Genomic DNA, 12,219 nt, shown 5'->3' on the forward strand with positions numbered 1-12,219 from the left:
TAATTAGATGTGCTAAAAAAGTACAAGGAGATGGAAAGGAGATGTCACCAAAGATTGTAGTGGAGTGGATCGAATCCATCCAAGGAGAGATCAGTGTTACACAAGCGTGTGCATGGCAGTTGCTTCTGCTGCCACGTTACATGTTGCTGTTTTTATGGCTGCTTTTACACCAGTTGATTCTATGGTTATACTCATTTTTGTTCTCAATTACTTGGAGTGGGTTGAAACTTTGAATTGATTAGTGGCACAGCACTCATCTTTGATGCAACGAATTCCTCCAATCGCTCAAAGACGAAAGGATCTGTTGATGTCTTGATCGCATTGCCTGGGGCATCTGGTGAAGTGTTATCTGGTATGGTTGTGGCTCAATCCAGTTTCACTACACTCTCCCTTGCTGGAGGTTTCATTTCACTATAGCTTATCCCAGTCGTTATTTGGTCACGTCATGGCGATCAAGAAATTAATAATATCCATATGTAGGATCTGAAGCCACCAAACATGTTAAATTGCATGTAACTCGTTGAAAGATCAATAACGACAAAAAGCTTGATAAACACATTAGCAGGGATTAATATGGAAGTATATATTAGCGAGTACTAATAAGTGAGGTGGGGAATTTTGAATAAATGCTCCGATGTAGATGTTAAAGTTAAATTTTTGCGTGGATTTTCAGATAAGACCCGAATTCAAATATTGAACTGTATTATGGATGAAGAAAAAACAGTAAGTCAAATTGTTGAAGAGATTAACGGGAATCAGTCGAATATCTCTCAACATTTATCTTGTTTAAAGGGCTGTGGGATAATCGTTGGGCGACAAGAAGGGAAGTATTCGTATTACCGTCTGTCTAATGAAAAAATCAAGGGCTTGCTTCTTATGTTTGACGAAATTTTACAGGATATCAAACAGGATGTAGCATGCTGTGATCAAAATGATGTTTTGCTTAATGAATGGGGGGGGAGGTAAATGTACGGCGGTAATATCCCAAAGACATCATCCTGCTGTTCGTCAGCGAATCAGAGTACTACAACAAAGGATCAGCCTGTTACATCCAATGATTGCCTGAAGCCCATTAATACAGAAAAGGATTGCTGCTCTAAAGGTCATACGGAGAATCCTTGTTGCAGTACTCACTATGTGATTAAAAATGATCGCTGCTCAAGTGATGGATCTACTGAAGCATCTTGTTGCGGTATTAATGTGTCATCAGACGAAGATAAAGGATGTTGTTCAGACAATTCAAACTCGTCACAGACAATTCAAGAGCATCAACCCTTTAACACTGAAGGCATGCAGGAGTTGAACTATCTTATTCAAGGAATGGACTGTCCTGCTTGTGCAGTTACTATTGAAAGGAGTATTCAAAAGCTTAATGGCATTCAATCCGTTCGGGTAAATTATAGTACGTCGAAAATGCTAATAGAGGTAAAAAATGTAGATTTATCAGATCAGATTGTAAGGAAAGTCCAGAAGTTGGGATATTCAATCGAATCTACAACTCCTAACGATATGGAATTATTCACTATAGAAGGGATGGATTGCGCGGCATGTGCCAAGAGTATTGAGAAACATTTGCAGAAGTTGCCGGATGTACGGCAAGTTAATGTTAATTTTTCAACTGGTAAAATGAAGATCGCTCATCAAACCAATGTGCAGATGATTATTCGAGAAATTGGAAAAGCCGGGTATAAGGCAATCCCTGTTTCACAAATGGATCAACCATCTAAGAAAAACCCATTCATGGATGGCACCTTTTTAACAATTCTTTCAGGAATTACACTTATCTTAGGCTTTTTGCTCTCAATAGGTAATGTTCCGCAAGTTATTTCAACTGCGTTATATGCAGCTTCAATTATTGTTGGTGGATATAGACCGGTAAAAAGCGCATTTTATGCTGTGAAAGGCAAATCGTTGGACATGAACGTTTTAATGTCGGCTGCAGCCATAGGTGCAGCGTTAATTGGGCAATGGTTTGAAGGCGCAACGGTTGTCTTTTTATTCGCCTTAGGGAGTTCACTGCAAAATATATCCATTGAACGCACACGCGACTCCATTCGTGGATTGGTTGATTTAGCGCCATCTGAAGCATGGATTAAAGAAAATGGGGGATGGATTAAGAAGCCCGTACAGGAAGTTTCAGTAGGCAGTATTATGTTGATTAATCCCGGTGAAAAGATCCCCTTAGATGGTGATGTTTTATCCGGACATTCAAGTGTCAACCAAGCTCCGATCACTGGGGAGTCTTTACCCGTCGATAAGGAGAGCGGTGATCCCGTTTACGCAGGCACCATTAATCAATACGGCTCACTTGAAGTAAAGGCTACTAAAATAGTGAGGGACACGGCAATCGCCCGAATTATTCATTTAGTTGAGGAAGCCCAAGAAAAGAAATCTCCTACCCAAGCCCTTGTTGATCGCTTTGCTCAAGTATACACGCCAGTAATTTTTACCTTGGCTGTTCTAATTATCGTTATACCATCATTGTTTGGATGGGGAACGTGGACCGATTGGATTTATAAAGGATTGGAATTACTCGTCGTCGCTTGTCCTTGTGCCCTTGTTATCTCAACTCCAGTTGCTATTGTATCTGCTATAGGTAATGCAGCACGAAATGGAATATTAATTAAGGGTGGAGCCTTTTTAGAAGTTGCCGGAGCATTGCAGGTGATTGCCTTCGATAAAACGGGAACCTTGACACAAGGAAATCCTAAGGTTACCAACATATTGGCTGCAGGAGTTGAAGAATCAGAGATTTTGTCCATAGCACTAACAATCGAGGAACAATCAACACATCCTATCGCAAAGGCCATTACGGATTTTGCAAAAGGGAAAAACATCCAATCACTTTCAGGTTATGATTTTAAGGCCATTCCGGGCCAGGGAGCACAGGCCAAAATTCAAGGGAAAAATTATTATGCCGGTAACATAAAGCTATTTAGGAACATTGGAGTAGATGTGAGACGAATAAGTGCAGACGTTGAGAAATTACAAGAACAAGGTAATTCAACCGTTATTATGGGAACAGATGAAACGATCTTGGGAATTATAACTGTAGCGGATGCCATCAGAAATACGACAGTAGATGTATTACAAAAATTAAAAGCTGTAGGGATAGAAAAGTCAGTAATGCTTACTGGCGATAATATAGGAACGGCTCAACGGGTTGCATCTTCTGCTGGAATTGACGATTATATGGCAGAGCTGATGCCGGAAGAAAAAGTGAATGCAATCAAGCATCTTCAAATAGGTGGAAAAGTAGTTGGGATGGTAGGAGACGGAATTAATGATGCTCCGGCTTTAGCAACGGCTAACTTAGGAATAGCTATGGGGGGAGCCGGTACTGATGCGGCAATAGAAACCGCAGACATTGTGTTAATGGCTGACAATCTTGAAAAACTGCCTCATACGATCAAGCTGAGTCGAAAGGCTTTAAGAATCATAAAACAAAATATTTGGTTTTCCTTGATTGTAAAAATTATCGCATTATTTTTTATTTTTCCAGGATGGCTAACGTTATGGATTGCTGTTTTGAGCGACACTGGAGCTGCATTAATAGTCATTCTGAATAGTCTAAGGTTATTGAAAACAAGAAATTAAACTTCTAGCTCTGGATTAGTATTCAAAGCTGGCAGCAGTTTAATTAGAGCTTCTTCACGCTCGCGGCATGTTGATATTACTTGGCACCCTTCAATCTGCCGCTACGGATCAAACGGCGAAATGGCGGTTGAATATAAGTACTAGGCCAATAAATCGCGAGAGCCAAGCCAAATAATAAGCAGCCAACCAATCGTCATCTTTGCCTTCTGGCAAACTGATCCGCTGCATCATCTCCTTATAAGATATGGCATTCGGCCCCAGATATCAATGGCATGTCCATAAACCAATTTGTTGCCACATCAGGCAGCGCAATTGGATGTGTCATGGTTCTGGTCCAGCAGACAGAACCATGATGGGGTGACGCTGCAACAGTTTCTTGGGAATGGGAACACGATCAGCCCCGCATGCAGCGTTGTGACCGGCACACCGTAGGAACCGAGCACCTGCTCGACCTCCAGCCGGCTGCGCAAATGCCGGGAAGGCTCATTTTTATATGCGGTGGAATCATCCCGCTCAGGTAGACGATTTACTTTACTCCGCAACGGAAGGCAGCTCTGGCAAAATGCTCCGCGAGATTCACATCCATATCTTCAAACGTTCCTTGAGTCAACTTGGTGGAAGGCAGCATGGAATGAATCAGATAGAGAGCATAGTCGGCTCCGCGCAGTCCCTGTTCAGCGTCCTCAGAAGAGAAAAAGTCACATGAACGCCACTTAATCTGAGTGGTGTTTTGGTACTTGTCGCCATAGTTACTACCCCTTTGTGCCGGATTGATGCTCGTAGTTCCGGATCAGCATCCCCGTTGCCATTCTCATGCCAAGCCCGATGTAGAAATCTTGAAGATCCGTATCACACAGTAGATCGATCATATAGATATCTTTCAGCTTGTCCAGCATCCGCCGGGTCAGCTCTTTTCCAATACCCCGGTTTTGATAGGAAGGCACGACCTCCAGCAAAGGAATATAGGCCGTCAGTACCCGATCGGACAGCGCTGTAATGAATCCGACGACGTGATTGGTATGTTCATCAATTGCCAGTATGATATGAGTAGCATTTTTGAAGAATCCGGTCGAAGGTTGTGGTAGAAGGTGGATTCGGCCATCCGTCGAAGAAGCCGTCCGCAAAGGACGCTTCAGTGATATTTTGCATATGTTCCTGATAAATGATCATGAGTTATACCTGCCCTTACTAGAGATTGCCATTATGATGTGTGGTTGCGTGTTTTGACGATGCGATTGTTGCGATAGAGGAGTACCGCAGGACGATTCAATGAGGGAACTGTGGAGGAGGTCTGCAACTCCCCGCTACGATGCTGAGGTGATGTCAAATGGAAAATAACATGAAGATAGAAGAATGGATCATCGAGGCGGATATCCGCCGTATGCAGGCTGCGATGGAAACGGGAGAGACGAGCTCCGAGTAGCTCGTTCGGATCTATCTGGAGCGGATTGGGCGTTATGACGAAAAGCTGAGATCCATCATTGAGATTAAACCGGAAGCGGTAAGCATCGCCAGGGCGCTGGACCCGCTAATTTTTTATAAGGTTAAATATTAGAGTGAATCATCTATCAATTACAAACACGTGGATGTCATCTCGACTCATGGGACACCAAAAAGGGATTTCAAGGCATGACTGCATCTGAAGTCGGGTTCAGGAGAATTTACTGCAGCGCCTTCGGCACCGGAACGGCAATCAGCTTGCCGGCATCCTTGGCCTGAATCACCAGCATATTGCCGGAGCGGAGGGTCGGACCATAATTGCGAGAACCTGTGTTAACGGTAAACGCCGGAGCTGTCGTTTGCAAATTATAACCATGGAATATACCGTCGCTTTGCCCGACATACACACCGTTACCGTAAATATCTGTCTGGATCGGCGGATTGTCCGTTCTCCAATTTACTTTCTGGCCATCCGCGAGCTTCATGCCCAAGACTGCATTCGCAGCGTAGTCCATAAAATAAATTCTGCCGGCATGTACCGAACCAATGAAGGAAATGAGGCTGCCTGGCTTGGACCATTTTTTCAGCAGCTTGCCTTCCGGTTCGTAGTGGCTGAAGTCATACTTGGATACAGAAGTTTCCGTAACCAGGTACAGATCGTTTCCGTCAAGCAGCATGGAGCCGATGTAACCGGAAGAGGTGGAATTCGCATCCGCTTTCGGCCAGGAGTATACCCGCTCTCCCATCACTTTGCCTGTTTTGGCATTGAGAGCGGAAAGAGTTACTTTCAATGTATCACTTTCCTCTCCAAATGGAGATGGCTCCGTTTTGGAGTAGACCAGTCCATTCGTAACGGCGAGTGGCGTTTCATGATGGTCTGCTTTCCACAATATCTTGCCTGTTTTCTTATCAATGGCGTTTACCTGAGAGAACGACAACGCCCCGGAGAGGATATAGGATACGAATACCACCCCATCCTCCTCCATGGTTATCGAGCCGCCGTTTTCTGCCTGTTCCTCGATGGCCTTCCAGCGCTGTTTGCCCGTAGCTGCTTCCAAAGCAATGACGGCATTTTTCTTCGTCACATAGACGGTATCCCCGATCACAACAGGAGAATCCACATCGGTCAAGCCTGCGGCTGTATGCCAAAGCTCTTTGCCTGTTTTGGCATTAACGGCATATACGTGGCCATCTTCCCCAATGCCGTAGGCGCTGCCTTTCAAGTGTTGTACTGTGGGTTTCAGCTGACTGCCGTAGGTATATATCTTTTTACCGTTAGCCAGATTTAGGGCAATCAGCTTCTTCCCGGAAAAGGAAAGCACCGTACCGTCATCGGTAACTGCCGCGGCCGCGTTGGGGTCGACGGCTGCAGTCCACTGCGGCTTTTGCAGAGGCGCTTTGATCTGCTCGGGGGCCCAATAACTGTACGAAACGGCGGGAGAATCGGCATGAGTAACGGGAACGGTGCTTACACTGCACAGCATAGCAGCTGTGAGGGCGGATATCGTTCCGATGCGGGGAAGCTTGGTTTTATTCATTATGTACCTCTTTTCTGCAATTCATTTTTTAAGAATCATAGAATAACTATAATTTCCATTCATATATTAGACGTTTTATCCAGAATAAGGTTGCTGTTGTACAGCATGAAATAAAGTTAAAATAAGCAAGAGCTGGGTCTAGATATATAGTGTAGATTCATATTTGGGCAGTTCAAAAGACGAACCCGAATTTTGCGGGAAAATGGCAATATTTGATTGCGTTTCTGTTTAAGAGGTTTTATTCTGATAGATGCATGATTCCATTTTCTGTGAATTAATGTTTTGAGAAATATATGATTCAGGATGGAACGGACCACTTCATTCTTACGTATCAAATGACATATGAGTGGAATAGAACTAGGGAGGGTGCGTAATGGGTAATGATATGAGCGTGATTTTAACGGAGAAAATGCCAAACGGTGAGCTCCGGCAGATTGAAGAGCGTAATTGGAGCATGAATATGGTCGCGGCGCTCGAACATGTGAATTATCTAGTTGTCGGAGGCCGGGAGTACGAGGCTATTGAAGGAAGATTGAATGTGGATGAGGGCAAGCTAGAGCTTCTGCTGGTCCGGATCCGCAACGAGTAGATTCGCCGCAATGAAAGGAGGAACCAATCATGGCAAATGAACAACAGCCGCAGGATAGAGAAAAATCAGTCTCCAAGCTGTTCACGCCTGAAGGTAAGCCGATCAAGGTTTTGTCCACATCGCTGGGTGTGGCTCTTCTCGCGAATGCTTTCCTGATGTCTGGTGTAACGGCTGCAGACGCTACAAACGGTACAACGGATGAGCCTAAGCTGGTCTCATGGTCGACCGAGGAAGTGAAGGCATATTTCGATAAAAATGCGGACTGGAATATTCCTCTCCCCGAAGAAACGGAGAAGGAAGATCAGACACAGAGCGGAAGCACGGGCAGTGGGGATACGACCATCATCAATAACTACGGCACGAGCCACTCCGGCTTTGGCTGGGATGATCTGCTGCTGTATCACTTCTTATTTAACGGTGGTTCAATCTACCGGCCAAGCACGTATTATGACAACCGGCGTACTTATTACACCGGCACATCCCAGGCTTACAAGCCGCGTTCGTATACCAGCAGCACATTTCAAAATAAGCCGGTCGTCGGATCCACGGTTAAGCCGAAAACTTCCAGATCTACCGGCTCGATCACTCGTCGTGGTACATCATCAGGCTCTGGCGGGATTGGCGGCAAATCTAGCGGCTACAGCTCGTCCGGCAGCTCCAGCTCGAAATCAGGCATCTTTTCGGGTTCAAGTTCGAGCTCACGGAGCAGCGGGTTTGGCGGATGAACAGCAGCGTGTTTGAAGTACATGCGCCAGGCGGACAGGATCGCAAGGAACGCGTAGAGCAGCTCGGCAAGCTGGGTTTTACTTGGGCGGATATTGGGGATGAGGAGTATTGGCTTGATCAACTGGTCGTCATGAAACAAGCAACATACCAGGAGCTGCAGCAAGCCTCTGCCCGGCTGTGGCGTATTCTCGACCGGACGGTACGTTATGTGCACGGCAACCGAAATCTGTATGAGCTGATTGGTATACCGGAGATTTTATGGGATATGCTCGACATTTGCCCGCTGCCTGAAGAGAACCTGATCAGCCGCTATGCGCGGTTTGATTATGCCGTCTCGGATGATGGAAGCATTAAGCTGTATGAACTGAATGCAGATACACCAACGGGTTACGTGGAGGCTTCAATCGTCACGCCCTGGATGTGCCAAGGGGCGGGCATCGATTCGCCCAATGTCCAGATGAAGGAGCTTATCGCTGCAGCCTGGGGGATGGAGCAGCCGGATACGGCGGCTTGCATTGCCTATGGCGAGCATCTGGAGGATTCCGGAACGATAGATGCTCTTGTGAAGCATAGCGGTCTGGATGTGAAATGTGTTGATTGCCTCGATCTTTCTATAGACGAGGGGATCGTAAAGGATGGCACCGGACGTGAGATTAAGCGTATGTTCGCCCTGTATCCGAAGGAATGGATGTCCGTGGATGATGCGGGCGATGCGCTTGCCTATTCCATCGAGACCGGCAAACTTGAGCTGTTTAATCCGCCGCACAGCATTTTGCTGCAGTCCAAAGGACTGATTGCTGCGGCTTGGGGATTGTATGAACTGGGGCTTCTTTATAACGCGGAGGAACGCGAAGCGATTGAAAAATATATTTTGCCAACCTACAATAAACCTGTTTTTTCCGGCAGTTACGTCTCCAAATCCATGTTCGGGCGTGAAGGCGGCTCCGTTCAAATGTTCGACAGCGAGGGAGAACTGGAAATCAGAGATGAGGACGGCTTTGATACAAGCGAATTATTCCCTTCCGTCTATCAAATGAGAGCGAACCTTCCGGAAATCAGCACGGTTGCCGGAGAACGCCGTCTATTGACCGGAATGTTCATGATTAACGGAATACCATGCGGTCTACTCGGTAGAGCTGGTGGGTTGATCACAGGAAATACGAGTCATTTTATCGCGATAGGAGTGAAATAGATGAGAAGAAATCGGGACGACATACGCCGGAGCGCGAGACCGAGATTCAAACTCGCTGCTGTTCTGGCGCTCTCCATGCTGGCTGTGCTTCTGCTGAATGCTTGCTCTGGAAATGAGAGCTCGGTCTTTCATACCAATTCCTCATCTGAGGAGGCTTCGCTGGACAATGTGTCCCGCGTGCCGTGGGATTACCGCATTGTTGAGACCAGCGTCGGAGATTTGATCGGCAGTGATATGACCATTTTGCCGGATAACGAGCTGATGCCAAATGACGAAAACTATGCGACGGGAGACAAAATCTGGGCACTGCAATATATGGATGCGGAAATGACCACCGATGCGAATGAACGCAACAATGTCCAGCTGTCCGCGTGGAGCACGATTAAGACCTTCAAGACGCAGGAAGATGCCAAAAAGGACATGGCCAATCTGAAGGTACCCGTAACGACGGAAATCGATTTGGTCGGCGTCTATAAAACGCAATTGAAGGAGAAGACGCGTAATTTCGCCGTATTGGAACTTCCATCAGGCAACCGGATCAAGCAGCCGATTGATGATGCACGCTACAAGGATTTGGAGAAGAAGAAAAAGGTTTCCGTAAAGCTTGAAGAGATTCATGATTTTGCCGATTATGATTCGGCCTACGCAAAATTCAGGGGGTGGGCGAGTTGACCGTCGTCGTTAATTTGATCGTAAGTGTACTTGTCATCATTGTGCTGCAGCTGCTGGGAATGCTGATATTCAGCTGGATGACGCCATTTAAGGATATGGAGGAATTGAAAAAGGGGAATGTGGCAGTCGGTTTGGCACTAGGCGGCAAATTTCTGGCTACGGCCATCGTGCTTGGCGTTGCGGCATTTACGAATACGTCCATCTGGTTCTTGGCGATGTGGTTTGCCGTCGGTTATGTATGCCTTGTGGTAGCCTATTGGATTTTCGAACTGGTTACACCTGGCTTTAATATCGCTGACAGTTTGCAAAAAGGCAACGTCGCGGTCGCTACCCTGCTGTGCTTGGTGTTCATCGGGACAGCATTTGCTGTCAGCAGCTTGATTGTTTAAACAGCTCTAATTTAGCAGCAGGCCCCATAATAGGACTAATACTTTCAGCAAAATACAGCATTAGGCAGGATTCGCCCGGCGGCTTGTGGAAGCATGAGCAGAGGGCGTTTTTTCTTAGCCGCAAAAATAAGCCGGTCCGAGGAGCGGGTTTGGAAGCCTGCCGCATACATATATATGGGGGAAGTATTCCTCTGAAGCATCAGAAAAGGTCGGTACATGAGGAGGAGTTCGGATGGGTCTACATCCTTATAAAAACTTGACTCAATGGTTTGCCAGCGCTTTATTTGGTGTGGTCTTTTGCTGTCTTCAGCTTGTTCTGCAAATACAAATGCATGAAGCACCCGGAATAGCGGGGCTGTTTTTTGTTCTTGGACTGATCTTTATTACGATATCCATCTTTATTGGTACAGACTTATTTTCAAAGAGACAGATAAGCTTTGAAGGCAAAGTGATCAACAAGGAGGGCCGGGTAGTCAATGTATTGACGACCGAAGAGAAGCTGAAACAGGTCAAAATAACCGTTCCTGAAGTATATGGGCAGCTTGAAGTGAATCAAATGGTGGAATTTAAGTTGACCCAGATCATGAAGATGCCGGTCAGTATCCGTATTATGGAGAATACGCCTGAGGATCAGGACGAAGCCGCTCGCAGCTAAAGGTGAAGCTATATCAATTGAACTGGAACGAATCACGAAAGGATGCATGCTGCATGAATTCATCGATATATGAAAACTGGAACGGGCACAAGGTCAAGCTGACCTGGATTCCGGGTGAAGAGCAGCCCGATCCGGCGCTGGTTACGAGCGTCCACGGCATATGCCTGCATCGGGGTCTTGTATTGACTGTGCATGTGCAGGGCCGCGGCTTCAATTTGCCCGGGGGACACGTGGAGCCGGGGGAAACGCCGGAGGAAGCATTTCATCGTGAAGCCATGGAGGAAGGAAGCGTCAAAGGAACGGCGGTTTATCTCGGAAAGATGGAGATCAATCACGAAGAGGACGAGCATTTTGACCCAAAAGGAAAATATCCGATGATTGGCTATCAGCTGTTTTACCGGATGGATATTACTGAATGTCTCCCTTTCAGCCGCGAGCATGAGTGCCTGTCCCGGATCTGGGTCGAGCCGGCGGAGTTTGAACATGTGGTAAATGAACATCGGCTAGTAGGATTGGTGCTGGAGGAAGCTCTTCAGCAGGATAAGAAGCAATAATAGCTGTTGCTAACGAATACATAAATGCTTGGAATGAACGGGAGAGTGGACGGACATGAAAGCACCGGAACAACTGCTGCGGGTATGGCATCGTTTTGACGGTTATCCGATGGAGACGTTGACCAAGGCCTGGTACAGCCTGCAGCCTGAAAATGGAGGGCAGCGCAGCGTTCCTGTCATGAAAGAGCATAAGGAGCAGTACGGAATTACAGGCAACTGCTTTGATTTGGCGATCTGGCTGCTGGATGCCTTTCATACGGAAAGCATTCCTGCCTATGCCGTCGGGCATGATCTGGGATTTCAGCATGCGCATGTAGCTGTTGTAGCGCTGGATGAAGCGGGTGGACGGTTCTTCTGCGATCTGGGGGATCAATGGATACAGCCCATTTTAGTGGATCGGAATCATCAGTGCTTCACAGAGGAAGCCGTGGAGGGTTTTATTACTGGAGGACGGATTCAGGTATCCAACAATTCCTCGGCGCAGAACGTGGGGTTCAATTACGTAAGACCCAACGGGAAAATGAGCACGCAGTCCTTTGATCTCACGCCAATTTCGATGGAGGATCTGCTTGCAGCAGCGAACCATTCCCAGCATTTGCTGCGGCATCCGCTTGTGGAGCATCGCTTGTATCAGTCGGGTGAGGTGGTGCACTGGGAGTTTGACCGCTGGACCAGCTTTGTCAGCAAGAACAGCGGGCTTGAGAGAGAGGACGGGCTGAATACGAATGAAGAATGGGCGCAGCGCATCAGCCGTATCTCGGGAATCGACTACCGGGTTGCGCTGCAAGCCCTGGACTTGTATTCAGAGCTGGCAGCAGTTTAATGAGAGCTTTTTCACGCACGCGGCTTGATAATATCTCTTGGCAT

Annotated in this window: 13 protein-coding genes and 1 pseudogene; 11 read left to right on the top strand and 3 right to left on the bottom strand. The window is 46.7% G+C overall.

Going from position 1 to position 12,219, the window contains the following annotated elements:
• Positions 1-112 precede the first annotated feature (112 nt).
• From E6W40_RS30170 to E6W40_RS23330, 3 genes and pseudogenes are all read left to right on the top strand, one after another.
• Positions 113-417: pseudogene (locus E6W40_RS30170) on the top strand (MFS transporter); the annotation flags it as partial.
• 201 nt (positions 418-618) lie between these two features.
• Positions 619-966, top strand: a complete 348-nt coding sequence (locus E6W40_RS23325; RefSeq protein ID WP_136607946.1) for an ArsR/SmtB family transcription factor — start codon at positions 619-621, stop codon at positions 964-966.
• Positions 967-3,597, top strand: coding sequence for a heavy metal translocating P-type ATPase (locus E6W40_RS23330; protein WP_246073143.1), 2,631 nt, complete (start codon positions 967-969; stop codon positions 3,595-3,597).
• Positions 3,598-3,896: 299 nt separating this feature from the next.
• On the opposite strand, the gene E6W40_RS23335 is transcribed toward E6W40_RS23330, so the two are convergent.
• The 3 genes from E6W40_RS23335 to E6W40_RS23345 form a co-directional block, all read right to left on the bottom strand.
• Positions 3,897-4,139 carry a hypothetical protein gene (locus tag E6W40_RS23335; RefSeq protein ID WP_136607947.1) on the bottom strand — a complete coding sequence of 81 codons (243 nt, stop codon included), beginning with the start codon at positions 4,137-4,139 and terminating at the stop codon, positions 3,897-3,899.
• A 210-nt stretch (positions 4,140-4,349) separates the two neighbouring features.
• Positions 4,350-4,721, bottom strand: coding sequence for a GNAT family N-acetyltransferase (locus E6W40_RS23340; protein WP_342774727.1), 372 nt, complete (start codon positions 4,719-4,721; stop codon positions 4,350-4,352).
• Between the two features lie 537 nt (positions 4,722-5,258).
• Entirely contained in the window at positions 5,259-6,575 is a 1,317-nt protein-coding gene (locus tag E6W40_RS23345; RefSeq protein ID WP_136607948.1) for an outer membrane protein assembly factor BamB family protein, read from the bottom strand.
• Between the two features lie 373 nt (positions 6,576-6,948).
• On the opposite strand from E6W40_RS23345, the gene E6W40_RS23350 reads away from it, so the two are divergent.
• The 8 genes from E6W40_RS23350 to E6W40_RS23385 all read left to right on the top strand — a co-directional run bounded on the left by E6W40_RS23350 (position 6,949) and on the right by E6W40_RS23385 (position 12,175).
• Positions 6,949-7,164 (top strand): hypothetical protein, encoded by a 216-nt coding sequence (locus tag E6W40_RS23350; RefSeq protein ID WP_136607949.1) that lies wholly within the window; start codon positions 6,949-6,951, stop codon positions 7,162-7,164.
• Positions 7,165-7,193: 29 nt separating this feature from the next.
• Positions 7,194-7,889, top strand: a complete 696-nt coding sequence (locus E6W40_RS23355) for a hypothetical protein (RefSeq protein ID WP_136607950.1) — start codon at positions 7,194-7,196, stop codon at positions 7,887-7,889.
• Complete coding sequence (locus tag E6W40_RS23360; RefSeq protein ID WP_136607951.1) at positions 7,886-9,082, top strand: glutathionylspermidine synthase family protein; 1,197 nt, start codon at positions 7,886-7,888, stop codon at positions 9,080-9,082. The genes E6W40_RS23355 and E6W40_RS23360 overlap by 4 nt, the downstream gene beginning before the upstream one ends.
• Positions 9,083-9,754 (top strand): hypothetical protein, encoded by a 672-nt coding sequence (locus E6W40_RS23365; protein WP_136607952.1) that lies wholly within the window; start codon positions 9,083-9,085, stop codon positions 9,752-9,754.
• A complete protein-coding gene (locus E6W40_RS23370; RefSeq protein WP_136607953.1) occupies positions 9,751-10,143 on the top strand; it encodes a DUF350 domain-containing protein in 393 nt (130 codons plus the stop codon). The genes E6W40_RS23365 and E6W40_RS23370 overlap by 4 nt, the downstream gene beginning before the upstream one ends.
• Positions 10,144-10,375: 232 nt before the next feature.
• Positions 10,376-10,798: a hypothetical protein gene (locus E6W40_RS23375; RefSeq protein WP_136607954.1), complete on the top strand. Its 423-nt coding sequence runs from the start codon at positions 10,376-10,378 to the stop codon at positions 10,796-10,798.
• A gap of 53 nt (positions 10,799-10,851) precedes the next feature.
• Entirely contained in the window at positions 10,852-11,352 is a 501-nt protein-coding gene (locus tag E6W40_RS23380) for an NUDIX domain-containing protein (protein WP_136607955.1), read from the top strand.
• A gap of 55 nt (positions 11,353-11,407) precedes the next feature.
• The gene (locus E6W40_RS23385) at positions 11,408-12,175 is read left to right on the top strand and encodes a hypothetical protein (RefSeq protein ID WP_136607956.1); all 768 of its coding nucleotides are present in this window, start codon (positions 11,408-11,410) and stop codon (positions 12,173-12,175) included.
• Positions 12,176-12,219 lie beyond the last annotated feature (44 nt).

This window comes from Paenibacillus dokdonensis (genome assembly GCF_004916975.1).
GTDB lineage: Bacteria > Bacillota > Bacilli > Paenibacillales > Paenibacillaceae > Paenibacillus_AQ > Paenibacillus_AQ dokdonensis.

Coding starts and splice junctions, on each gene's coding strand:
- E6W40_RS23385 (WP_136607956.1), top strand. CDS start 11,408: ATGAAAGCACCGGAACAACTGCTGCGGGTATGGCATCGTTTTGACGGT.
- E6W40_RS23355 (WP_136607950.1), top strand. CDS start 7,194: ATGGCAAATGAACAACAGCCGCAGGATAGAGAAAAATCAGTCTCCAAG.
- E6W40_RS23375 (WP_136607954.1), top strand. CDS start 10,376: ATGGGTCTACATCCTTATAAAAACTTGACTCAATGGTTTGCCAGCGCT.
- E6W40_RS23350 (WP_136607949.1), top strand. CDS start 6,949: ATGGGTAATGATATGAGCGTGATTTTAACGGAGAAAATGCCAAACGGT.
- E6W40_RS23380 (WP_136607955.1), top strand. CDS start 10,852: ATGAATTCATCGATATATGAAAACTGGAACGGGCACAAGGTCAAGCTG.
- E6W40_RS23345 (WP_136607948.1), bottom strand. CDS start 6,575: ATGAATAAAACCAAGCTTCCCCGCATCGGAACGATATCCGCCCTCACA.
- E6W40_RS23360 (WP_136607951.1), top strand. CDS start 7,886: ATGAACAGCAGCGTGTTTGAAGTACATGCGCCAGGCGGACAGGATCGC.
- E6W40_RS23365 (WP_136607952.1), top strand. CDS start 9,083: ATGAGAAGAAATCGGGACGACATACGCCGGAGCGCGAGACCGAGATTC.
- E6W40_RS23330 (WP_246073143.1), top strand. CDS start 967: ATGTACGGCGGTAATATCCCAAAGACATCATCCTGCTGTTCGTCAGCG.